At 60.5% G+C, this 23,767-nt stretch carries 18 protein-coding genes and 1 riboswitch; of the genes, 9 read left to right on the top strand and 9 right to left on the bottom strand.

What is annotated here, in order from left to right; genetic code table 11:
• Positions 1 to 79 precede the first annotated feature (79 nt).
• From QD409_RS18520 to QD409_RS18510, 3 genes are read right to left on the bottom strand one after another with little or no spacing between them, the layout of a single operon-like run.
• Positions 80 to 1,186 carry a methylenetetrahydrofolate reductase gene (locus QD409_RS18520; RefSeq protein WP_092856273.1) on the bottom strand — a complete coding sequence of 369 codons (1,107 nt, stop codon included), beginning with the start codon at positions 1,184 to 1,186 and terminating at the stop codon, positions 80 to 82.
• A 3-nt stretch (positions 1,187 to 1,189) separates the two neighbouring features.
• Positions 1,190 to 1,768, bottom strand: coding sequence for a methylenetetrahydrofolate reductase C-terminal domain-containing protein (locus QD409_RS18515; protein ID WP_092856275.1), 579 nt, complete (start codon positions 1,766 to 1,768; stop codon positions 1,190 to 1,192).
• Positions 1,761 to 1,892, bottom strand: a complete 132-nt coding sequence (locus tag QD409_RS18510; RefSeq protein WP_280949857.1) for a hypothetical protein — start codon at positions 1,890 to 1,892, stop codon at positions 1,761 to 1,763. Before QD409_RS18510 ends, QD409_RS18515 begins: the two co-directional genes overlap by 8 nt.
• Positions 1,893 to 2,331: 439 nt before the next feature.
• Between QD409_RS18510 and QD409_RS18505 the strand changes: the two genes are divergently transcribed.
• The 3 genes from QD409_RS18505 to QD409_RS18495 all read left to right on the top strand — a co-directional run bounded on the left by QD409_RS18505 (position 2,332) and on the right by QD409_RS18495 (position 7,240).
• Positions 2,332 to 3,060, top strand: a complete 729-nt coding sequence (locus tag QD409_RS18505) for a phosphodiester glycosidase family protein (RefSeq protein ID WP_208858732.1) — start codon at positions 2,332 to 2,334, stop codon at positions 3,058 to 3,060.
• 106 nt (positions 3,061 to 3,166) lie between these two features.
• Positions 3,167 to 4,642 carry a glycosyltransferase family 2 protein gene (locus QD409_RS18500; RefSeq protein ID WP_430763308.1) on the top strand — a complete coding sequence of 492 codons (1,476 nt, stop codon included), beginning with the start codon at positions 3,167 to 3,169 and terminating at the stop codon, positions 4,640 to 4,642.
• A gap of 75 nt (positions 4,643 to 4,717) precedes the next feature.
• Complete coding sequence (locus QD409_RS18495) at positions 4,718 to 7,240, top strand: FkbM family methyltransferase (RefSeq protein ID WP_430763307.1); 2,523 nt, start codon at positions 4,718 to 4,720, stop codon at positions 7,238 to 7,240.
• A 117-nt stretch (positions 7,241 to 7,357) separates the two neighbouring features.
• On the opposite strand, the gene bmt is transcribed toward QD409_RS18495, so the two are convergent.
• The 5 genes from bmt to QD409_RS18470 form a co-directional block, all read right to left on the bottom strand.
• The gene (gene bmt, locus QD409_RS18490) at positions 7,358 to 8,335 is read right to left on the bottom strand and encodes a betaine--homocysteine S-methyltransferase (protein ID WP_430763306.1); all 978 of its coding nucleotides are present in this window, start codon (positions 8,333 to 8,335) and stop codon (positions 7,358 to 7,360) included.
• Positions 8,336 to 8,493: 158 nt separating this feature from the next.
• Positions 8,494 to 9,546, bottom strand: coding sequence for a quaternary amine ABC transporter ATP-binding protein (locus QD409_RS18485; RefSeq protein ID WP_092855139.1), 1,053 nt, complete (start codon positions 9,544 to 9,546; stop codon positions 8,494 to 8,496).
• Positions 9,539 to 10,450, bottom strand: coding sequence for an ABC transporter permease (locus QD409_RS18480; RefSeq protein ID WP_092855137.1), 912 nt, complete (start codon positions 10,448 to 10,450; stop codon positions 9,539 to 9,541). Before QD409_RS18480 ends, QD409_RS18485 begins: the two co-directional genes overlap by 8 nt.
• Before the next feature lie 234 nt (positions 10,451 to 10,684).
• The gene (locus tag QD409_RS18475; protein ID WP_092855133.1) at positions 10,685 to 11,683 is read right to left on the bottom strand and encodes an ABC transporter substrate-binding protein; all 999 of its coding nucleotides are present in this window, start codon (positions 11,681 to 11,683) and stop codon (positions 10,685 to 10,687) included.
• Positions 11,684 to 12,495: 812 nt separating this feature from the next.
• Positions 12,496 to 12,639 carry a hypothetical protein gene (locus QD409_RS18470; protein WP_092855131.1) on the bottom strand — a complete coding sequence of 48 codons (144 nt, stop codon included), beginning with the start codon at positions 12,637 to 12,639 and terminating at the stop codon, positions 12,496 to 12,498.
• 235 nt (positions 12,640 to 12,874) lie between these two features.
• On the opposite strand from QD409_RS18470, the gene QD409_RS18465 reads away from it, so the two are divergent.
• A complete protein-coding gene (locus tag QD409_RS18465; protein ID WP_092855129.1) occupies positions 12,875 to 14,329 on the top strand; it encodes a cobyric acid synthase in 1,455 nt (484 codons plus the stop codon).
• A 101-nt stretch (positions 14,330 to 14,430) separates the two neighbouring features.
• On the opposite strand, the gene QD409_RS18460 is transcribed toward QD409_RS18465, so the two are convergent.
• Complete coding sequence (locus tag QD409_RS18460) at positions 14,431 to 16,227, bottom strand: chloride channel protein (RefSeq protein ID WP_430763305.1); 1,797 nt, start codon at positions 16,225 to 16,227, stop codon at positions 14,431 to 14,433.
• Between the two features lie 179 nt (positions 16,228 to 16,406).
• A riboswitch (cobalamin riboswitch) is annotated at positions 16,407 to 16,804 on the top strand.
• A gap of 141 nt (positions 16,805 to 16,945) precedes the next feature.
• On the opposite strand from QD409_RS18460, the gene cobU reads away from it, so the two are divergent.
• The 5 genes from cobU to cobO are packed head-to-tail and all read left to right on the top strand — an operon-like array spanning position 16,946 to position 23,752.
• Entirely contained in the window at positions 16,946 to 17,470 is a 525-nt protein-coding gene (cobU, locus tag QD409_RS18455) for a bifunctional adenosylcobinamide kinase/adenosylcobinamide-phosphate guanylyltransferase (protein WP_092855125.1), read from the top strand.
• Positions 17,471 to 17,475: 5 nt separating this feature from the next.
• Positions 17,476 to 18,525 (top strand): cobalamin biosynthesis protein CobW, encoded by a 1,050-nt coding sequence (gene cobW / locus QD409_RS18450; RefSeq protein WP_092855152.1) that lies wholly within the window; start codon positions 17,476 to 17,478, stop codon positions 18,523 to 18,525.
• A gap of 9 nt (positions 18,526 to 18,534) precedes the next feature.
• The gene (gene cobN, locus QD409_RS18445; protein ID WP_092855123.1) at positions 18,535 to 22,515 is read left to right on the top strand and encodes a cobaltochelatase subunit CobN; all 3,981 of its coding nucleotides are present in this window, start codon (positions 18,535 to 18,537) and stop codon (positions 22,513 to 22,515) included.
• Positions 22,512 to 23,111 (top strand): dimethylsulfonioproprionate lyase family protein, encoded by a 600-nt coding sequence (locus QD409_RS18440; protein WP_092855121.1) that lies wholly within the window; start codon positions 22,512 to 22,514, stop codon positions 23,109 to 23,111. The genes cobN and QD409_RS18440 overlap by 4 nt, the downstream gene beginning before the upstream one ends.
• A complete protein-coding gene (gene cobO / locus QD409_RS18435; protein ID WP_092855119.1) occupies positions 23,108 to 23,752 on the top strand; it encodes a cob(I)yrinic acid a,c-diamide adenosyltransferase in 645 nt (214 codons plus the stop codon). Before QD409_RS18440 ends, cobO begins: the two co-directional genes overlap by 4 nt.
• The last annotated feature ends 15 nt before the right edge of the window (positions 23,753 to 23,767 follow it).

Below are 23,767 nucleotides of genomic sequence, written 5' to 3'. Positions count from 1 at the left end.
TGATCAGCCCTTGCCTTTACCGAGGCGAGGCCTGTTCGAACGCACATGCTTGCTGCAGGGCGGCCTAAGTCTTTCGATTTCAATCCGCCTTGTGCTGCGGGTGATGGGCGGCTGCCTCGACCATTTCTTGCTGGCGTTCCTCTTGACCCTCGCGGATATGGCCCAGACGCTCGGCGACAAGCACGTCGCTGCGGCTGGCTTCATGTTTCCATGGCTGGCGGCCGCGAAGCACGCCCGATTCATGCACTATTTCTGCGACATATTCTTCCTGGCGGTAGGCCATGACGTGAATGCCGGAAACGCCTTCGATTTCCTTCACCTCGTTGATGATGTCGATGCAGAGCTGCTTACCTTCCTTCTTCTGGTCGGCAGCGCCCTCGATCCGCCGGATGATCTCGTCGGGAATATGCACTCCAGGCACATTTGAGCGCATCCAGCGGGCAGTTCTGGCCGATGCCAGAGGGCCGACGCCGACAAGAATGAAGCACTTTTCGGCGAGGCCGAGGTCGCGTACCTTCTTCATGTATTCCCGAAACATCGGCACGTCGTAGCAATATTGGCTTTGGACGAACTGCGCGCCGGCTTCGATCTTCTTCGCCAGCCGATAGGGCCGGAAGTCGTGGGGTGGCGCAAAGGGATTGATGGCCGCGCCGAGAAAGACCTTCGGCGGCGAGGTCAGCTTGCGGCCGGACAGGAATTTCGCCTCGTCGCGCATGGTGCGCACAGTCTCGAGCAGCGACATGCTGTCGAGATCGAAAACTGGCTTGGCCCCCGGCTGATCGCCGACCTGAACGCCATCGCCGGTAAGGCACAGGATGTTGCACACACCCATGGCGGCCGCGCCGAGCACGTCGCCCTGTATGGCGATGCGGTTCCTGTCGCGGCAGGAGATCTGCATGATCGGCGCATATCCCATGCGGGTCAGCAGTGCACAGATGCCGACGGAGGACATATGGCAGTTGGCGCCGGAAGCATCGACCGCGTTGATGCCGTCGACCCAGCCGGAGAAGATCGCGGCACGCTCGTAGACATCTTCCGGGTTGGCGCTGTCGGGCGGATTGAGCTCCGCGGTCACGGCAAATTCGCCGCGACGCAGCACGCGCTCCAACCGCCCGAGCGAGGAATGGCCGGGCAGGGGATCAAGCGGCAGACCGACTCCCAATGGATTTTCGTCAATCTGCGCCATGGATCAGGCCTTCCTCTTTGTCGCTTGACGCGTCGCGGCAGCTTCCGCCGTGACGCGCAGCCAAGACGAGGTCCCGCGTAGCGACTGGTTCACCGGCGCCTGCACCTTCATTATCGCATCGCCATGGACCATGTTGCTTGCGCCTTTCCAGGCCTGCACCCAAACGCAGGGCATATCAGGCTCGACTTCGCAATTGCCGTTGGCGCGCACGCCGCCACAGGGCCCGTTGCGCAACTGTTTCGGACAGTTCATCGGGCAGGACATGCCGGTCGATGACAGCGCACACTGGCCGCACATACGACAGTCGAACAGGAACCCTTTCACATGACGCTCGACGAAGGCGACTGGCCGCTCGGCGCGTTGATAGCCGATTAACGCCCAAAGTGGATGGAGAAGGAGGAAGAAGCTGGCGAAGCGACCGTAGAACCATTCGAAGAAGCGTGAATGGCGCACCACCCAGAGACGTACCGCATATTTGCGTTGGGTGCTGCGGTCCGGCGAGGCGCTGCCGGGCACGCGGTTGTCGCCGGCGGCTTTCTTCACGGGTGCCGCGGTGTCGGGCTTTTGCATGACGTCAGCCATTGTCGAGGTCTCCGGTCGTTACCGGCCGTCCGTGACCACGAGCGCGTCTCGCCGTCTGCCTGCCTCTTTTGGCGATGATCCGGGCCGGAATGCCCCGCTGGTCAACGGCAATGCGGTCCGCCATGCATAAATCTCCCTTTCATCCGACAATGCACGGCAGCCGATTGCCGGACTGCGCTTGGCACGACGCTGGATGGGCCGAAAAGCGACGGACCGGAAAAGCGTGTCAGCGATCGGCGGCAACGCGTATCGGCCTCCTATGCCGCCGGGTTCGACCTGTTTCCATATCTGTACGCATTCAACATAGCGGCAGGCGCGCGTTCACAGCAACTACTTCCAAAGGTCGAACTAATCTTCCCATGGCGGCTCCACCGTTTGTCGCCGGCCACGAATCTCAGGCGATCGGGTGCACGCGCCAGACCGCGGCGCATGTGTTTCATCAAGTTCCCGATCGTCTGGCCTGCCACCGCGGTATCACCCGATCGTCTTCCTTCTTTCGCCGCAATCGCGTAGCGCTCTGTCGCCTATGTCATGCGTATGGAGTTGCGCGCTTGATTCGATTGATGCTCATCCTTGCCGTTCTTGCCTGCGCCGGCGCTGCGTCAGCCGGTGAAGCGTGCCGTAGGGTCCAGCACCTCGGCGATGGTTACATCGTGTGTACCTACGATCCGGCCGTTGACGATATCCAGCTTTTCCAGAATGATCGCAGCGGCAAGCCTTACGGTTCCTTCCGGGCACTGGAGATTGATTTGCGCCAGGATCGCATCTATGTGCGCTTTGCCATGAATGGCGGCATGTATCTCGACGATCAATCGCCCGTCGGTCTCTTCGTCGAAAACGGTCGCGAGCGGAAGTCGATCAATACGAACAAGGGCTGGGGCAATTTCCATCTGCTGCCGAACGGGATCTTCTACCTCTTGCCGGGGCGGGCGGGCGTGATGGAAAGCAAGGCTTTCGCGGCCTCCGGCATCAAGCCCTTCTACGCGACCCAGTCCGGCCCGATGCTCGTCATCGGTGGCAAGCTCCATCCGTCATTCCTTGCCGACAGCACCAGCTTGAAGATACGAAACGGCGTCGGTGTCGCTGCCGATGGCAGAGTTGTCTTTGCGATTTCCGATGGGCCGGTGCGCTTCCACGACTTCGCGACGCTTTTCCGCGACGACCTCAGCTGCGCAAACGCGCTGTTTCTGGACGGAAGCATCTCCAGCCTCGACATTCCGGAATGGCAAAGGCGCGACAGCTTGTTTCCGCTCGGTCCGATCATCGCCGTGACGCAAATGCTGCCGGGTTGAGCGCGGCAGCGCGCAAGGTTGGAGCCAGCCACATTCGCTAATCGAGGTAGCGGGGGATCTCATATCCTCCGGATGCACATTGTCGGATTGAGGCTTCGAAATATTGATGACGAAAATTGCAAACGAGGCAAAGGCGCTGATCTTCATGACGGCGCGCGATTGCGAAATGTATGTCCGGCAGTCCCTCGCAAGTCTTTCGCGGCAGACGCTTGACGACTTGCATGTTCTTTTTATCGACGATTGCTCCAAGGATGACACCGGCATTATCGCCGCGGCACTTCTGGGCGATCTCTTTCCGGGCCGGCACACCTTCATCCGCAACGATGTGCAATTCGGAAAATCGCGCAACGCCTGGGAGCATCTGAGGCCGCGCACCGGCATGGCCGAGTTCATCGCCGTCCTCGATGGCGATGACCAGCTGATCATGCCCACCATTCTCGAGCGGATGTCGCGGAGCTATGCGAGCGGTCAGGACGTCGTTTGGACGAACTTCATCACCGATGGCGGCGGGCTCGGCGGCAATGGCGCTCTCGACCCCAATCTCTCGCCGCGCCGGCAAGGGTGGAAGACCAGCCATTTCTTCAGCTTCCGCGCATCCTTGCTGGATAATGTTCCCGAGGGCTATTTTCAGGACAATAACGGGCATTGGTTCATGGCCGCCTGCGACATCGCTCTCGCGCTGCCTATCCTCGATCAGACGCGACGCTACGAGTTCATACCGGTCAATGCCCATTGCTACACTGCATCGAATCCCTATTCGCATCACAATCTCGACCCGCAATCGCGCGGCCTGAATTCCACCTCGCAGCAGCGCTCGGCGCAGGACGCCTTCAGCAAGCCGCCGCTGCCGCTGACGCGGCCAGCGCAATCGACGGCACCGCGGGTCGCAGCGCCGGCTTTCACGGGCAATCGCCCGTCCGACGTCGTTTCTGCCGCCGTTACCGTCGGCAGCGCGGATGCCTGGCAGGCGACGGCAAGCGAGATCCTCGTCGCCGGCTATCCGACCCTGCTCGACGCCCAGTGCGCCGCCGGCCGCGATCCGTTCACGCCGATCCAGGTATGGGCGCTTCGCCGCGCGGCGTTTGGACGAACCGATAGGCCGAATATACTGCACATCGGCGCACCGCGTTCCGCATTGGCGCTGGCATCGCTGATATCGGGCCAGGATGCCGGCCTGAACTGCCTGTGCATCACGCCCGAGCAGGTGGGCGATCTCGAAGCGCGTTTCATCACCGGCGGCCTGATGGAGGGTATTTCCATCATCGAGACCGAGACTGCCAATGTGAGTTTCGAGGACGTTTCGGCGATCTTTCCCGATACCCGCCAGATCGGCGAGGAGGTCAAATTCGATCTCGTCGTCGTGGACCTGCAGAATACGTCCTATCCGGCCGAGAGCGCCTTGCTTGCCCTGCCGGCGCTGGCCAGCAACCTGGCGCCCACCGGCTTCAGCCTCTGCCTTTTCGCGCAGGACCGAGCGACCGAGGCACTGGCGGCTCAGCGCTGGGCCAGCGTCAGCGCGGGCTTGAAATTCAGCCTCGACGCCATTGGCGGCAGCGGATTGATGGTCGTCGGCGGCCGCTGACGATGGTCTCCGCCGCACCGACGCGTTGCCGATAAGCCTTTGCCCCCAAACCTTTGCATGTTGGAAAGAACTGCGATGACGCTGCAAGCCATGATCGCCTGTGAAGTGAACAGCTACCGGAATCCGGTCCGGTTCCACCTCCCCAATCCGGACGATCACATTCAAAGGATTATCCTGCAGGACCGCGCCTTCTACGAGCGGGCCATGCTGGAGGATGTCGGCTCCTCATTGCCGGAAGATGCCTTGGTGATCGATGTCGGCGCTTATATCGGCAATCACACGCTCTTCTTCTCCTCGGTTCTCGGTGTCAGAACGGTCGCGTTCGAGCCGAATCCGGCTGCCTTTGCCGCGTTGCAGGCCAATGTCGAGCTTAACAGCATCAACGGGCTGGTGGAGCTTTGCCCGTTTGCTCTTGGCGCCGCTCCGGGTGTCGGGGAGATCGGCAACACGGATCCGACCAATCTCGGAGGCGCGCTTTTCCAGCCGGCCGATCAGGGCTCCATCCAGATGGCGAAGCTCGACGATCTTGTCGGCGATCATCGGGTGCATCTCATCAAGATCGATGTCGGGGGCGCTGAGGCCGATGTGCTTCGAGGCGCCCAGGAAATCATTGCCCGCTCTCGGCCGAAGCTGCTTGTCAGCGCCGGCACCCGCGCGATCCTGGCGGAGGTCGAGGCTGTCCTCCGGCCGCTTGGCTACCGCAAGATACAATTCTACAACGACACGCCGACCTATCTTTTTGAACCGATCCATGCGGAAGCTGCCGCGCCCGTGCGGGTGGTAGATCTGCTCGACCCGCGTCACCTTGAGATGCTGCCGCCGACACGTCAGGTCGTCGCCGGCATGGCGACGGTCGCGGGAAATGAAATTGCCTTGCGCGCTACCGTCATGTCGCTCTTGCCGCAGGTCGATTGTCTCTACGTCTATCTCAACGGCTTCACGCAGGCGCCGCGCTTTATCGCCGACCATCCGAAGATCCGGCATTTCATCGACACCGACGGCAGCCGTTACGGCGATGCCGGCAAGTTCTGGGGGCTGGAGCAGGTCGAGGACGCCGTTTACATCACCTGCGATGACGACATCATCTATCCCGACGATTTCGTCGCTCGCATGGTCGGCGAACTCGCGCAATTGCGCGGTCAGGCCGTCTTCGGCGTCCACGGGGCGATCATCCTGCAGCCGAGCCGGGGTTACTATAAGGATCGCGGCCGCGCGGTCCTTCATTTCGAGCACGCTTTCATGCGCCGTCGTCGGGTTCATGTCGCGGCGACCAATGCCTGTGCTTTCCACTCCGGCACGGTGAAGATGAAGCTCACGGATTTTCGCCATCGCAACATGGCTGATACGTGGCTTGCGCAGTACCTTCATCGCGAAGGCATTCCTGCCTATATCGCGCCGCGAAAGGAAAGGTGGCTGCTGCCGATAGAAGTGCAGCGCCCGACGATCTACGATCAATCGAGCGCCGGCACGGGTTCGGCCTACGACAGCTCGCGGAAGCAGGATGAAGTCCTGTCGTCGATGTACCCGATCTCGCTGCTGCGATCGGACGCTGCAGACGCTTCCTCGATCATCTACCTCGTCGATGCGGACCGGGCCGACGGGTTGGTGGAATTCATCATGGCGGTTGCCGCCCGCGAACGTGATCCGGTTATCTTCGTCACCTGCGATCACGAGACCGAGGATATGCGCAATACGGCGCTTCATCCCGATTTCCTCTGCGAAGTGCACCTTGTTGCACGCAGCGGCGGTCATACGCCCGTATATAAGGAACTGCTGTCGAAATATGCCGAGCGCGTCCGCGCCTGGACACTTCGCAACGGTAGTGAGCTGAAGTTGGCGGACGCCGATGAGTGGGGAACATGGTTCGAGCCGATCGAACCGCTCGTCAATCTTACGCCTGCCGTACCTTCCTTCTTGCAATCGGCGGCAGACAATCGACCGGGCTTCGATTCGGCAAAATACTGGGAGCACCGCTATCTGGCCGGTGGCAATTCCGGGGCTGGTTCCTACAATAGATCAGCGGAATACAAGGCTCTCATTCTCAATGCCTTCGTTGCCGAAAAGCAGTTGGGACATGTCGGGGAGCTTGGCAGCGGCGACGGCAATCAGCTTCGCTATCTGAATTTCGAAAACTACACCGGTTTCGATGTCTCACGCACGGCGATCGATCTTTGCCGGAGCATCCACGGAAGCCGCCCCGGCTGCACCTTCGTCTGGCTTGGCGAACCGCAACTGGAGATGAGCCGATACAACGAAGCGTTCGAGCTGACCTTGTCGCTCGATGTGATCTTCCATCTTATCGAGGAAGATGTGTATCGCGCCTATATCGAGCGGCTGTTTGCCATGTCGAGGCGCTACGTGATCGTCTACGCTTCGAACCACGACGGTCCGGACCGCCATGGCGCCATCCATGTCAGGAACCGGCGCTTCACCGATGACGTTGCCCGCTGGCTACCGGAATGGAAGCTGCTGAAGCACGTCGACAACCCCTACAAGCATCCGTTGATTTCGGAAGCGGATTTCTTTGTCTTCGGCAAGGACGAAGCCGAGGATGTATCCTTCCTGGATGACGTCAACCATACCCCGCTCGGACAATAACGGGTGCGATTTTGCCCGGAAGCATCGGTTTAAGGCAACGCCGGCCGCAATCGTCTTGCGGCCGGCTTTGACGTTTGTGATGCCAGCCGCGCCGCCGCGTTCGCGTTCCGATGCCGATCAATCATATTTGGTGGTCTCGATATGGAGCGGCCCGATCCGTTCGATGATCGTCTCCAATGTGGGGCGAGGGCCGGGCACGTCGCTGTCCAGCGCCTGCCGCATGGCGGCCAGGTGGGCGCAGGACGTACCGCAGCAACCGCCGATGATTTTGGCACCGGCGTCGCGTGCGAGGCGGGCGTAATCGGCCATCAGGCTTGGGCTACCCGGGTAGTGAAGCTCGCCGCCACGATATTCGGGGATGCCGCAATTGCTCTTGACGACGACCGTCGCCGACGGGTCCGCCTCGGTCATGAAGAGCAGGCTCGACAATGTATCGGCTACCCCCGCGCCGCAATTGGCGCCGACGGCGAGCGGTCCTTGGCCTATATCCGTCGCGACGCCGTGAATGTCCCGCGGATGCAGGCCTGCCGTGGTTTTGCCGTCCGCGTGGAATGAAGCCATATAGATATATGGCAGGCCGACCTTGACGGCTGCTGCTGCTGCGGCGCGGATTTCGTCGGGCGACGACATGGTCTCGATCCAGATGAGGTCGGTGCCGCCGGCCTGCAGGCCCTCGACCTGTTCGATAAAGGCTAAAACGGCGTCCTCATAAGCCAGCGTGCCAAGCGGCATCAGCAATTCGCCCGTCGGCCCGACAGAGCCGGCGACGAGGATCGTGCGATCGGCCCTGTCGGCGACGGAGCGCGCGATTTCAGCCGCCCTCTTGTTCAAGCTGTGCACGCGATCCTGCGCATGGCACAGCTTCAAGCGGTAGCGCGTTCCGCCGAAGCTGTTGGTCAGGATGATGTCGGCACCGGAATCGATGAAATGCTGATGCAGCTTTGCGACCAGCTCAGGATGCCGCTCGTTCCAGAGTTCCGGCGCTTCGCCGATCTCAAGGCCCATGGTGAAAAGGTTTGTGGCCATGGCGCCGTCGGCCAGCAGAACGCCTTTTTCGGCAAGGAGATCGGCGAGGGGGTTGGCGGTGACGGTCATTGCCTCTCCTCGGACAGGCGGGCGCTCGGATGCAGAGCGCAAATATGGGCGCTTCTGCATTTCGGTGCAATGAGCGAACGGCCTTGGAGCAAGATCCAGCCTGCTCATAAAAAGAAAGCGCCCTTGCGGGCGCTCGCTGATGTCGGAGAAAGATGGCTCTACGCGGCTGCCATCTGTGCTGCTTCATGAGTCGTCGGTGTGACCATGGCGGCAATGATGCTTTGCAGATCGATCGTGCCGACGGGCTTGCCACCAGCGTCGGTGACGACGGCACCCGTCTGCCCCGCGTCGGTTATCTGCTTGGCGACGATTTCCAGCGTCATGTCGCCGGTGACGCGCATGCCGCTGAGTTCGCCCACAGAAGGCTTCATGATGGTCTGAGCCTGGATGACGCGACCGCGGTTCACTTCCTTGACGAAGGCGGTGATGTAGTCGTCGGCCGGCTGCAGCACGATCTGCTGTCCGCTTCCCTGCTGTACGACCTTGCCGTCCCGCAGGATCGCGATCTTGTCGCCCAGGCGCAGCGCCTCGTCGAGATCGTGGGTGATGAAGACGACGGTCTTCTTCAACTCCTTCTGCAGATCGAGCAGCACGCTCTGCATGTCGACGCGGATCAACGGGTCGAGTGCCGAATAGGCCTCGTCCATCAGCAGGATGTCGGCGTCATTGGTCAGGGCGCGGGCGAGGCCCACGCGCTGCTGCATGCCGCCCGAGAGCTGGTTCGGAAAGTGCCGCTCGAAACCCTTAAGGCCGACGCGTTCGATCCAGTATTGCCCCTTCTTTTCGCTTTCGGCACGCGGCACGCCCTGAATGTCCAGGCCGTAGATGGTATTTTCGATCACCGTGCGGTGCGGCAGCAGGGCGAACTTCTGGAATACCATCGCCGTCTTATGGCGGCGGAACTCGCGCAGGGCGTTTTCATTCATCTTGCAGACGTCGACGCCGTCATAGAGCACTTCGCCGGCCGTCGGCTCGATCAGCCGGTTGATGTGGCGGATCAGCGTCGACTTACCGGAGCCGGAGAGGCCCATGACGACGGTGATGGCGCCGGCTGGCATATCGATGTTGATGTCCTGCAGCCCGAGCACATGGCCGTGTTCCTCATTGAGTTCGGTCTTGCCCGTGCCATTCTTCACCATATCTACAAAGTCACACCCGCGAGGGCCGAAGATTTTGTAGAGGCTTTTGATCTGTATCGCATGACTAGCCATGGATGACCTCCGAGTGCTTCTGGAGCCGTCTGCCATAGGCCTGGCTCGTGCGGTCGAAAATGATGGCGATTGCGACCAGCGCGAAGCCATTGAGGAAGCCGACGGTGAAGAACTGGTTGTTGATCGCCTGAAGCGTGTTCTTGCCGAGGCCGCCGACGCCGACCATCGATGCGACCACGACCATGGCGAGCGACATCATGATGGTCTGGTTGATCCCGGCCATGATGGTCGGCAGTGCGAGCGGAATCTGCACGTTGAACAGCTTCTGACGATGCGACGAACCGAAGGCATCGGCCGCTTCCAGGACCTCCTTGTCCACCAGGCGAATGCCGAGATTGGTCAAGCGGATCATGGGCGGAATGGCGTAGATGACGACGGCGATGAGGCCGGGCACCTTGCCGATGCCGAAAATCACAACGACGGGGATAAGATAGACGAAGCTCGGCATGGTTTGCATGATGTCGAGGATCGGGTTGATGATCGATTGCAGCCTGTCGGAGCGCGCCATCAATATGCCGATCGGCAGGCCGATGACGATGGCGATGAGCGTGCAGACAGTCACCATCGCAAGCGTCACCATCGTGTCGCCCCAAAGGCCGCAGACGCCGATGAGCGTCATTGATATCGCCGTACCGATAACGATCTTGAGGTTTCGGCTGGCGGCATAGACGACGAACATCATGACGAGAAGCACGATGAACCAAGGCGTGTTGGTGAAGAGCCATTCCAGATAGTTCAGAAACCATTGCAGCGGCTGCACAACCGCATCGATGAGATTTGCATAGGCTCGCACAGATGCCCTGAACCCATCGTCGATATTCTTGCGTGCAATACGTATGAGCGACTCGTCTATTGCCGGAAAATTGCAAAGCACGTCCGGCAGGATCGTACACTGAATAGCCATGTATTTCCCCTTCTTGATCCGGTTCTGTCCAGTCCGCGCATGTGGCCTTTCATGTTCGAACGGTATTGCAGCGCTGCGACCGGTTCTGCAGGCTGCTTTTCTATTCCTACTACATTTGCCGGCGCCAATCTGTGCTCGTTGCGACCTGCGACCGCGTCTGTCCGTCGGTCGTCGCCTCCAGCGAATATGAAATCGGCGACAGGCGCAGGCCCGTCGCCGATGCTTTCGTGCTGATCAGAGCGAAGCCTTGATCTTGGTGGCGACATCAGCCGCAACCCACTTGGTCCACATGTCGGGATAGGTCTTGAGGAAGTACTTGGCGCCGTCCTCATTGGTACCCTGGTTGTCGGTCATCCAGGCCAGAACCTTGCCGACGGTGGCGTTATCCCACTTGCGTGTCTTCATGTAATCCATGGCGATGCCGGCCTTCGATGCGAAAGCCTTGGTCACGACCGTATAGACGTCAGAGACGGGATAGGAGTTTACCTTCGGATTGGCGCAATCCTGGATCGCAGTGCAGGCGTCCCATTCCTTCTTGTCATGCTGCACACCGAAGCTCAGACGCACCATCTCGTACTTGCCGAGAATGGCCGTGGGTGCCCAGTAGTAGCCGAGCCAGCCGCTCTTCTTTTCGAAGGCGTTGGCGATCGAACCGTCGAGGCCTGCAGCGGAACCGGTGTCTACCAGCGTAAAGCCAAGCTTGTCGGCGCCGAGTGCCTTATAGAGGTTGGCGGTGGAGATCTGGCAGTTCCAGCCTGCAGGGCAGTTATAGACCGCGCCCTTGGAGGAATCTTCAGGGGCAGGGAAGAGTTCCGGATGCTTCAGCGCGTCCTGAACGGTCTTGATGTCGGGATGGGCGTCGGCAAGGAATTTCGGAATCCACCAACCTTCGACGCCGCCGTCGCTGAGGAGCGGTGCTGCCTCGATCAGGCTGCCTTCGGATACGGCCTTGTCGAGTGCCGTGCGCACGGCGTTGACCCAAAGCTCGGGCGCGACGTCAGGCTGGCCTTTTTCGTTCATGGAGGTGAAGGTCGGCTGCGTGTCGCCGGTCACCAGGGTGACGTTACAGCCGTAGCCGTTCTGAAGGATGATCTTGTCGACCTGAGCCGCGACGCCGGCCGAAGCCCAGTTCATCTCGGCGATCGATACGTCGCCACATGATGCTGCATGCGCCGAGCCAGCCAAAGCATAGGCGCCGAAGGCAAAGATGGCGGAAGCGAGAAGCTTCTTCATTTGATGATGTCTCCCAATTTTTCGTTACGTTACGGAAATCGACCGAAAGCAAGCGTGATGTCTGTCGATCCCTGTCAGCGGTGGTTTAACCACAACCGTTCATACGCCGCTGACGACGCCCGTACGGTCCCCTTTGCTGCTGTCGTGCATTTGGTCTTTTTGCGACCGCGGAACTCTGTCGCGGCCGGGCATTCTTTGCATCGACAACAGGCAGCGTAAGGATTTGAGTGAAGAAATCAACAGCCTGGCCGGTAATTGGAGTTATCGTGCCTGTTGGAGAAGCTGATATAAGCGCCTGAATTAGCCTATTTTCTACTATTCACGGCTGCAAAATGGGCAATGTGAGGCTCGCCCGAAGCCTTTCAGCACGGTGAAGTTAAATACGCCTAAAATATCGTGTCCCTAAAAGACTTTTTGTATTCCATTTGCGTCGTTTGCGACTTCACAACGCAAATAAGAAAATTTTCAAAAATTTTTCGGATTCATTCTTAGTTAAGCACTTAATAACTGTCCGGTAACGATGTCGGTTTATCAATCGGTGCGTGGCGGGGGACACCGCTGCTTCTCCGGATCAGGTAAAGCGTACCGGGGGGAGCGAACCTTGTGGCGTATATGCAAGGAAGCCGGCGTTTTTGGCAAACCGCGTTGATCTCCGGATCGCGCGGTTTTCGCGTTTCTGGCGCAGGCTTTTGCGAGGCCCGGCGCTAACCCTCGGCTGACCCCATTTCATCCCTTTGCGGGAAGGTAAAAGAAAAGCCGCCAATGCAGTCGCATGGCGGCGCGTCGTGGCAGGGCTGCGGCTTGACCGGGTGTCAGCCGACGTTATAGGTGCGAATGAAGCCGATCGTGCCGAAGCGCGTGTCGAGCTGCTGCAGGCGGCTCTCGGGGCGGCGTGCCGGCAGCTTGCCATTCCAGGCGATCTGGATGGAATTCTGTCTGTTGAAGATGAAGAGCATTGGGGTATCCTCCGAGCCCGATCGGCTCGCCTCGTTGTGTGTTTTCGCGGTGGAGATAATCCTCTTCAGCCTAACTAACAATGGATGGAATCGTCATCCTGTGTCGCAAACAGAATATACTTGAAAGTGATGTATTTTTGTATCGCGACTGCCGTTTCCGAGGGTTAAAGATCGCGGCAAAATCAAGGCAAAACTCCGTGTTTTCAGCGGCTGCGGCATATCGAGGTGGTGGGGAATGACAAAGGCGATCATGCTGCAGGGAACCGGCTCCGATGTCGGAAAAACGGTATTGGTCGCCGGTCTGTGTCGCCTGTTCGCCAACAGGGGCGTGAGGGTTCGTCCATTCAAGCCGCAGAACATGTCCAACAATGCGGCCGTCGCCGAAGATGGAGGAGAGATCGGGCGCGCTCAATGGCTGCAATCGCTGGCAGCGCGCGTGCCGTCATCCGTGCATATGAATCCGGTGCTGTTGAAGCCGCAATCGGAAACGGGCAGCCAGATCATCGTGCAGGGCAAGGTATGGGGCCATGCCAAGGGCAGGGACTACCAGGCGCTGAAGCCGCAGCTGCTCGGCGCGGTGCTGGAGAGCTTTGCCACGATGCGGGCGGGAACCGATCTCGTCATCGTGGAAGGGGCGGGCTCGCCTGCCGAGATCAATCTGCGGCGCGGCGACATCGCCAATATGGGTTTTGCGACGCGCGCCAACGTGCCTGTCGTACTGGTCGGCGATATCGATCGCGGCGGCGTCATCGCGTCGCTGGTCGGCACTCATCATATTCTGCCGGACGAAGACAGGCGCATGATCCGTGGCTACCTTATCAATAAGTTCCGCGGAGATGTCTCGCTGTTTGGGGAAGGCATAGAGGCGATCAATGGCTTTACCGGCTGGCGTTGCCATGGGGTCGTGCCTTGGCTCAAGGCGGCGGCGCGCCTGCCGGCAGAGGATTCCGTCGTATTGGAGCGGCTTGCACGCGGTTCCTCCGGCGCGCTGAAGGTTGCTGTGCCCGTGCTTTCACGTATCGCCAATTTCGACGATCTCGATCCGCTTCGGGCCGAGCCCGACGTCGATCTCGTCTTTATCCGCGCTGGCGAGCGTTTGCCTGCCGACGCTGGACTTATCGTGCTGCCGGGCTCCAAGTCTACGATCGGTGACCTCCTCGATCTGCGCGAGCAGGGATGGGATCGCGATATTGCCGCGCATGTCCGCCGCGGCGGTCGCGTCATCGGCATTTGCGGCGGCTATCAGATGCTCGGTCATACGGTCTATGATCCGCTCGGTATCGATGGATCGGTTACCGAGACGGCGGGACTGGGTCTGTTGGATATCGAGACGGAAATGGCGCCGGAGAAGACGGTGCGCAACAGTCTTGCCGTCTCGAAGGAATATGACGTGTCGCTGTCAGGCTACGAAATCCATCTCGGCGTGACGAGCGGCGCCGACTGCGAGCGGCCCTCGACAATGATCGACGGCCGGCCCGATGGGGCGATATCGCCCGACGGTCGTGTCATGGGTACCTATTTGCACGGCCTCTTCGGCAGTGACGCCTATCGGGCGAAGCTGCTCGCAAGCTTTGGCCTTACAGGCGAGCCCACGGATTATCGTGCCAGCGTCGATGTGGCGCTGGACGACATTGCCAGAGAGCTGGAAAGCGTGCTCGATCCCGCCTGGCTCGACCGCCTCGTCCGGTAAGACATGTCGCGCAAAGCCGTGCAGCGGCTTTGCGCGACAACGGCAGCTAGAGATCAAAGACCTGAAGCGGAAGATGCCACTCTGAAAGATCGCGATGCTCGTTAGAGTTCGCCCGATACTTCGCGGCGGCGACGATCGAGTTCTTCGCTGTAGCGACGCAGTGTGTAGCTCTCCGTCAGCAGACCGATCACCTTGCGTTCGATCAGGTCGTTGACCACGACCAGCGCTTCGCTCTTGGTCTGGTCGAACATGGCGGCGGCCTGCTTGGCGTTCATCTGCGGCTGCAGGAACTCGTTGCGTAGAAGGATGAAATCGGAAAGTCCGTGCTCCTCGTCGTCCTTCTCGATCGGGCTCGCATAGACGTCTGGCACGAGAACCATTCCGGAATACTTCTCGTGCTTGTCGACCAGGATGACGCGCTGGGCCGAGCCGATCGGAAAATTCTTGCGAAACTCCTCAATGCTCATGTCGATGCTTCCCGTGTGCACGTCGGGGCGCATCATGCGGGCAACGGTAAGATTGCGGATCCAGCCGACGTCATGAGCGCTGCGGATGCTTTCGCCGCGCAGATGGAAGCGCCATGTGGCGAAGGAGTAGCCGAAGGTCGTGCGCACAACGAGCGATGAGGTGATGACCGCTGCCAGCACCAAAGCGGTGATCGGAAAATCGCCGGTGATCTCAAGCGCGAGGAACGTCATGGTCAGCGGGCCGCCGATGATGGCAACGGCAAGCGAGCTCATGCCGACCACGGCATAGACGGCCGGTGTCAGCGTGGCATGATCGAGATAGGGTGCACAATAGGCAAAGATCTTGCCGAGCAGCGCGCCCATGAACAGCGAGGCGAAGAACAGGCCGCCTCTGAATCCGGAACCGATCGACACGGCCGAGGCAAGCGATTTCAGGATGAACAATCCGACGAGAGCCCCCAGGGTCACCTCGCTGGATAGATTGAGATGCAGTGCGCCGTGTCCGGCGGACAGGACCTGCGGCGAGATCAGCGCCAGCAAGCCGACGACGAGACCACCGAGCGCAGGACGGAAGGGCGGAGCGATGGAACTCTTGCGCGCCAATTCCTCGATCCAGGCGACGCCCTGCATGATCAGGATGCCGATACCGGCGCAGAAGGCGCCGAGCAAAACGGCCGGAAGATAATCCGCAGGAACGATCGCGCCGAAATGATCGATGTCGATGGCGAAATCGTCGCCGGCAAGCAGCCTTGCGATCATCGTCGAGATCAGCGCCGAAACGACAACGGGCGTCAGTGTCAGGATGGAATAGGTGCCGATGATGAGCTCGAAGGCGTAGAAGGCGCCGGTTAAAGGCGCATTGAACGCAGCGGCGATTGCGCCGGCCGCGCCGCAGCCGACGAGCATGCGCAGGTCTGAGCGGCGCATCTGCATCTTATAGCCGAATTTCGAGGCGATGCCGGCTGCAAGCTGCGTATAGCCTGCCTCAAGCCCGACCGAGGCGCCGAAGCCGTTCGAGATCAGGTTCTGTACCGCGACGAGGATACTGTCGGTGAGCGACATGCGGCCGCCATGCAGGGCATTGGCCTCGATCGGGTCGACCATCGGCTTCTTGCGCGTGCGCGACAGCACATAAAGCAATATCCCCATGAGGATGCCGCCGGCGATCGGTGCGATCAGAAGTATCGATTTTTCCGGGATCGCCATTGCCGCTGAACTCAGGCGCTCATAGTCGGTTATGCCGAAGATAAGGCTGTGAAGCTTGCGCGAGATGAAGCTCATCGATGTCACGGCGCAACCGGACGCTATGCCCGCCAGCGCACCGGCAAACACAAGCCCTAATTCGCCACGGCGCAGCAATGCCCTGAATCGACCAAGATCGAATAGGGCCGAGAAGACGCCGAGACGGCGAGGTTGGAATTTCTGTAACATGGGGAGCGAACGATATATTCTATTCGAATGTGGGGGTTTGACCTCTATAAACTCCTAACATCAAAGAAATACGGCAAAAAGACCGGCGTTCTCCCGGGAATTTGCAGCGATTTCGCGAGTGGAACGCAGAATGTCGCAATGATGCCCTTGATTGACTTAAACTAGGCGAAAGCCTAATCACTATCGGCATAACGAATGGTTCCTAAGCGGCGATCTGCCGCATGGGATGAAAAGGGAATGTGAAGGGACGGACCCAAGCCGGGCGTTCTCATCACAGCCGACCCCGCGACTGTAGAGCGGTCAGGGTCTTTCGTTCGGTTTGAAGGGTATTCCGCCGTTGGTTCGCATGGGGCGAACAGGCGGGACAGCCGCAAACCGAAAAAGCCACTGGTATGGCATCATGATCTACCGGGGCTGGACGCCTCTTATTCTACGAATCGTCCGCCTTTTCATGATGCATTGCCGGGAAGGCGAGAAAGATCCGCTGGCGCACGATCGGGGGCGACCGGTTTCGGTCCGCCCCCGTCGCGGCGCCTTATACGCGAGCCAGGAGACCTGCCATGCGTGCCGGGCGCAGAGCCTGTTCTGGGACGTCAGTTCCGCTGCCAGCACGGAGGTTGTCATGGCGCAAGACGAGTTTTCGGCGTGTAGACGCCTCTTTTCCGGTATCGGCTTTATGCCGCCGACCCTCGCTGTTGCGCGGGAGCGGGCATAGCGCATGTCCTCTTCGACTTCCCGAGCCATTTTCGTCCTCGGTGGCGCGCGTTCCGGCAAATCCAGATTCGCCGAATCCCTGATTTCGGACACGGGTCTCGAGCGTCACTACGTGGCGACAGGTCAGGCGTGGGACGATGAGATGCGCGCGCGCATTGCGCAGCACCGTGCCGATCGCGGCGACCTTTGGCAGACACATGAGGAGCCTATCGATCTCTTGGCGCGTCTTGCCGCGATCGACGCCGACGGGCGTGCCGTGCTCGTGGACTGCCTGACGCTCTGGGTGACCAATCTAATGATGGCGGAACGAGACATGGCGGCGGAGTTTGCCGCTCTCACGGAATTCCTGCCGAGGGCGCGGGCGCGGCTCGTTCTCGTGTCCAACGAGGTCGGTCTTGGAATCGTGCCGGAAAATCGCATGGCGCGCGAATTTCGCGATCATGCCGGCCGGCTGCACCAGATGGTCGCGGCGGCGAGTGCCGAAGTTTATTTTATCGCAGCGGGCTTGCCGCTGAAAATGAAGGGTTGATCCATATGAATCAGGAAAAGATTCCCGCCACCGTCATCACCGGCTTCCTGGGAGCCGGCAAGACGACGATGATCCGCAACCTCCTGCAGAATGCCGGCGGCAAGAAGATCGCGCTGATCATCAACGAATTCGGTGATCTCGGCGTCGACGGCGACGTGCTCAAGGGCTGCGGCGCGGAGAACTGCACGGAAGACGATATCATCGAGCTGACCAACGGGTGTATCTGCTGCACCGTCGCTGACGATTTCATCCCGACAATGACGAAGCTTTTGGAGCGCGACTCGCGCCCGGATCACATCGTCATCGAAACCTCGGGCCTTGCGTTGCCGCAGCCGCTAGTCGCCGCCTTTAACTGGCCTGACATTCGCACCCACGTCACCGTCGATGGCGTCATCACGGTGGTCGACAGCGCCGCCGTTGCGGCTGGGCGTTTCGCTGACGATCATGACGCAGTCGAAGCCCGCCGCGTCGAGGATGACTCGCTCGATCACGAAAGCCCGATCGAAGAATTGTTCGAAGATCAGCTGACCTGCGCCGATCTGATCGTGCTCAACAAGACCGATTTGATCGATGTCGATGGTCTTGGCCGTGTCCGCGCCGAGGTCGCCTCGCGCACCGCCCGCAAGCCGACGATCATCGAAGCGAAGAATGGCGACGTGCCGGCCGCTATCCTGCTTGGTCTCGGCATCGGTACCGAGGGCGATATCGTCAACCGTAAATCCCATCATGAACTCGAGCATGAGGACGGCACGCCGCACGATCACGACGAATTTGACAGCTTTGTGGTCGAGCTTGGCCCGATAGCAGACCCGGCCGCCTTCATCGACGCCTTGAAGGGCGTGATTGTGGAGCATGACGTCTTGCGCCTCAAGGGCTTCGTCGATGTGCCCGGCAAGCCTATGCGCCTGCAGGTGCAGGCTGTCGGCAGCCGCATCGACACCTATTTCGATCGCGCCTGGACACCGGGCGAAGCACGGGCGACCCGGTTTGTGGTGATCGGCCTGCACGAGATGGACGAGACGATCGTGCGTAAGGCGATCGAGGCGCTGGTCTAAGGTCAGTCCATGCATCTTCTCCTAGCCCAGAAGGGAACCATCAGCGACGGCGAAGAGGCGATCGATCTTGGCCAATCGCCTGCTGATATCCTCTTTCTGTCGGCAGCCGACACCGAGCTTGCGGCGATTGCCGCAGCCCACGGTGAGGGCGGCCGTTCCCTTCGGCTTGCAAGCCTGATGAGCCTCAAACATCCGATGTCCGTCGATACCTATATCGACCGGACCGCGCGGCATGCGAAGCTCATCATCGTCCGGGCGTTAGGAGGCGCGAGCTACTTCCATTATGCACTGGAGGCGCTGCATGCCTGTGCGGCGCGCCAGGGTGCCTTGATTGCAGTGTTGCCGGGGGATTCGAAGCCCGATCCCGGACTGACGCCATTCTCTAATGTGGCTCTCGATGATCTCAATGCGCTCTGGTCCTATCTGATCGAGGGCGGCGAGACGAATTCCAGAGCATTTCTCGCTTATGCAGAGGCGATACTATCAGGCGCCGAGAAGCCCATGCCCGCCGTGCCTCTGATGAAGGCCGGCATCTGGTGGCCGGGGCGGGGCGTGATCGGCGTCGACGAGTGGAAGCGAGTTTCCAAAGCCGATGTGGCAGCGGTGGAGGGATTTGCCCCCCCGACGATCGCGATTTCCTTCTATCGCGCGCTGGTTCAAAGCGGCGAGACGAAGCCTGTCGAAGCCATGATGCAGGCGCTTATCGTCGAAGGCATGCGGCCTCTTCCGGTCTTTGCCTATAGTCTCAAGGATCCGGTCTCCGTCGGCATCCTTGAAAGCGTCTTTACCGAATTGAAGCCCGGTGTGGTCATCAATTCCACGGGTTTTGCCGTTTCGGCACCGGGTGCGGATCGTCAGCCGACGGTCCTGGAGACGGGTGAAGCCATCGTTCTTCAGGCAATCTTTTCTGCTTCGTCCAAAGAGGCTTGGGAGGCATCCTCGCAGGGGCTTTCGGCGCGCGATCTCGGCATGAATGTGGCGCTGCCTGAAGTCGACGGGCGCGTTCTCGCGCGTGCCGTGTCCTTCAAGGCTGCCGCTCGTTACGACGAACGGGTCGAGGCCAATATCGTTGCCAGCGAACCGCTTGAGGATCGCATGCGCTATACGGCGAGGCTCGCAGCCAATTGGGCGCGGCTGCGCAATATGCTGCCCGGTGGCCGCCGCGTCGCGCTTGTCATGGCGAACTATCCCAACCGGGATGGGCGTCTGGGCAATGGTGTCGGGCTCGACACGCCTGCCGGCACGATCGAGGTGCTGAAGGCGATGCGGGCGGCAGGCTATGGCGTTGCCGATCTGCCCGCCGATGGCGATGCGCTGATGCGGCATCTGGCGGAAGGTCCCACAAATTCGGGTCATGACGGCCGCTTGGTTCGCGAGACGCTTTCCTTCAGCGACTACAAGGATTTCTTCTGGTCTCTTCCAAAACAGATTCAAGATGAGATTACCGGCCGTTGGGGCAATCCGGAGGCGGATCCTTACGCGCTGAATGGCGGCTTTGCCCTGCCGTTCGCCCGCTTCGGCGATGTGCTTGTCGGCATCCAGCCGGCGCGGGGTTACAACATCGATCCGAAGGAGAGCTACCACTCTCCTGATCTCGTGCCGCCGCACGGCTATCTCGCCTTCTATGCGTTCCTGCGCCGCTCCTTCGATGCGCATGCGGTCATCCACATGGGCAAGCATGGCAATCTCGAATGGTTGCCGGGCAAGGCGCTGGCCCTGTCGGAAAACTGCTATCCGGAAGCGATCCTCGGGCCGCTGCCGAACCTCTATCCCTTCATCGTCAACGATCCCGGCGAAGGCACGCAGGCCAAGCGCCGGACGAGCGCCGTCATCATTGATCATCTGACGCCGCCACTGACGCGCGCCGAAAGCTACGGCCCTCTGAAGGATCTGGAGGCATTAGTCGATGAATATTACGAGGCGTCGGGTGGCGATCCACGCCGCATCCGTCTCCTGCGCAAGCAAATCCTCGATCTCGTCGCCGATATCGGTCTCGATCAGGATGCCGGCATCGCCAAGGGCGAGGGCGAAGACGAGGTATTGCGCAAGCTCGACGCGTATCTCTGCGACCTCAAGGAAATGCAGATCCGTGACGGCCTGCACATCTTCGGCGTTTCGCCTTCCGGACGACTGCTGACGGACCTGACGGTGGCGCTGGCGCGGGTTCCGCGCGGGCTGGGAGAGGGTGGCGATCAGAGCTTGCAACGGGCGATTGCGCGGGATGCGTTTGAGAGCTTGGAGGGTGCTATACCCCCCTCTGTCGCTTTCGCGACATCTCCCCCACAAGGGGGGAGATTGGTTGCTCGTGGCGCTTCCTACCATCAAACTGAGATCGCATCGGCTGACACTGTTGGTGAATGGGCAGGAAAGCAGAGCGGCATACTCCCCCCAATCTCCCCCCTTGTGGGGGAGATGTCAGCGAAGCTGACAGAGGGGGGTATTTATCGGAGCAAACCGTTCGACCCGTTAGACTGTGATATGGCCGCCGAATGGAGCGGCCCACGCCCCTCAATTCTCCAAGATGTCTCGGATACCCCCTGGCGCACGCAAGGCGATACCGTCGAACGCATCGAACTCCTGGCCGCACAACTCGTCTCGGGCGAAACGGCCTGCCCCGACAGCTGGCCAAACACCCACACGGTCCTCGGCGAGATCACTTCGCAGCTCCAGCCTTCTATCCTCGCTTGCGGCGACGCAGAGATCGCAGCTCTGCTCAAAGGCCTCGACGGCCGTTTTGTCCCGCCCGGCCCCTCCGGCGCGCCGACGCGGGGTCGGCCGGATGTTCTGCCGACAGGGCGGAACTTCTATTCGGTCGACAGCCGTGCCGTGCCGACGCCGGCCGCTTACGAGCTTGGCAAGAAATCAGCCGAACTGCTGATCCGCCGCTACGTTCAGGACCATGGCGAATGGCCGGTTTCCTTCGGCCTGACGGCCTGGGGCACATCGAACATGCGCACGGGCGGCGACGATGTCGCACAGGCTCTGGCGCTGATCGGCGTTAAGCCGGTCTGGGACATGACCTCGCGCCGCGTTACCGGCTATGAGATCATTCCGCCCGCCATGCTGCGGCGGCCGCGTGTTGACGTCACGCTGCGTATCTCCGGCTTTTTCCGTGACGCCTTTCCCGAGCAGATCGCCTTGTTCGACAAGGCGATCCGGGCCGTTGGCGCGCTTGATGAGGATGCGGCTGACAATCCAATTGCGGCGCGCATGCGCGGCGAGATCGCGCGGCTTGAAGCAGCCGGTCTCGACAAAGTCTCTGCCAGCCGCAGGGCCGGTTATCGTATCTTCGGCTCCAAGCCCGGGGCTTACGGCGCCGGTCTGCAGGCGCTCATCGATGAGAAGGGCTGGGAGCGGCGTGCGGATCTGGCCGAGGCTTATCTCGTCTGGGGCAGCTATGCCTATGGCGCCGGCGAGGAGGGAAGGGCCGAGCGTGGCGTCTTCGAGGAAAGATTGCGCTCTATCCAGGCGGTCGTGCAGAACCAGGACAATCGCGAGCACGATCTGCTTGATAGCGACGACTATTATCAGTTCGAGGGCGGCATGGCGGCGGCGGCCGAGCAGCTTGGTGGTGCGCGTCCCTCGATCTATCACAACGACCATTCAAGGCCGGAAAAGCCTGTGATCCGCTCCCTCGAAGAGGAGATCGGCCGGGTCGTGCGCGGGCGCGTCGTCAATCCCAAGTGGATCGAGGGCATCATGCGCCATGGCTACAAGGGTGCGTTCGAGATCGCCGCAACGGTAGACTATCTCTTCGCCTTTGCCGCGACGACCGGCGCGGTGCGCAATCATCATTTCGAAGCCGTCTATCAGGCTTTCGTCGTCGATCAGCGCGTGCGCGACTTCATGGCGGAGAAGAACCCGGCCGCGCTGAGGGACATGCGGGAGCGTTTGCTGGAGGCAATCGATCGGAAGCTCTGGACGCCGAGAAGCAATTCGGCGAGATTCGATCTGGAAAGCCTGAAAGACGGCAAAGAGGTGATGGCATGAGCGCGGTCGACGAGCTTTTCGCGGCCTTTCGGGACTATCTCGTGTCGCGCAGCGATCCGGTGTTGCACCATTTCATTGAGGGCTTTGACTGGTCAATGACGGAGCGGTCGCTCGCGCCGCGCGACCTGCCTGTCGTCGCCTATCTTCGCGACCTCGAGCGACCGGGCAATGGGGCGGAAGGAGCCCTGTTCGACCGGCTCGCGAATGCAGCGGATACGCTGCATTGGGCCCAGACCTACAGCATCACCGATTTCGGCGGAGATTTTCTGCAGCGATATGGCTGGGTCGAGCTTTTCGGCACGCGAGGACATTTCGCAAGCGAGGAGATGGCCGGCGGCTTTTTGTTGCTTGGCCCCGGGGTGCATTATCCGGACCATCACCATACGGCCGAGGAAATCTATATCCCTCTGACCGACGGCTCGCTGTGGAGCAAGGATGGCCAGCCGTTCCTGCCGCGTTGGTCGGGCGAGATCATCCATCACCCCTCGAACATCCGCCATGCCATGCGCACGGAAGATGAGCCGCTCGTCGCGCTCTATCTCTGGCGTGGCGGGCCGCTGGCACAAAAATCGATCATATCAGGGAGCATGCAATGAGCGATGAACTGGCCGAAACCGGCGCGGACGCACCGAAGAGCGACTATGCTCGTCACGCCGACAAGATGGCCAAGAAGAAGGCCGCGCGCGATAAGATCATGGCGACCAAGACCGATGAGAAGGGCCTGATCATCGTCCATACCGGCAAGGGCAAGGGAAAATCCTCCTCCGCTTTCGGCATGATCTTCCGCCATATCGCCCATGGGAAGCCCAGCGCCGTGGTGCAGTTCATCAAGGGCGCCATGTGGACCGGCGAGCGCGACCTGATCGAGAAGCATTTCTCCGATATCTGCCAGTTCCACACGATGGGCGAGGGCTTTACCTGGGAGACGCAGGATCGCGCCCGCGACGTGGCGGCCGCCTCGGCAGCCTGGGAAAAAGCCAAGGAGCTGATCCGAGACGAGCGGAACTCGATGGTACTGCTTGATGAAATCAATATCGCGCTGCGCTACGACTATCTCGACATCAACGAAGTGCTCGAATTCCTGAAGACCGAGAAGCCCTACATGACCCATGTCGTCTTGACGGGCCGTAACGCCAAGGAAGAGCTGATCGAGATTGCCGATCTCGTCACAGAGATGGAATTGGTCAAGCATCCCTTCCGCTCGGGCATCAAGGGGCAGCCAGGCGTCGAGTTCTGATCGCTGGCCGGGCTT

Origin of the sequence: Rhizobium sp. BR 315, from assembly GCF_050577975.1 — a bacterium.
GTDB lineage: Bacteria > Pseudomonadota > Alphaproteobacteria > Rhizobiales > Rhizobiaceae > Rhizobium > Rhizobium miluonense.
This window is presented reverse-complemented; position numbering and strand designations above follow the sequence as displayed.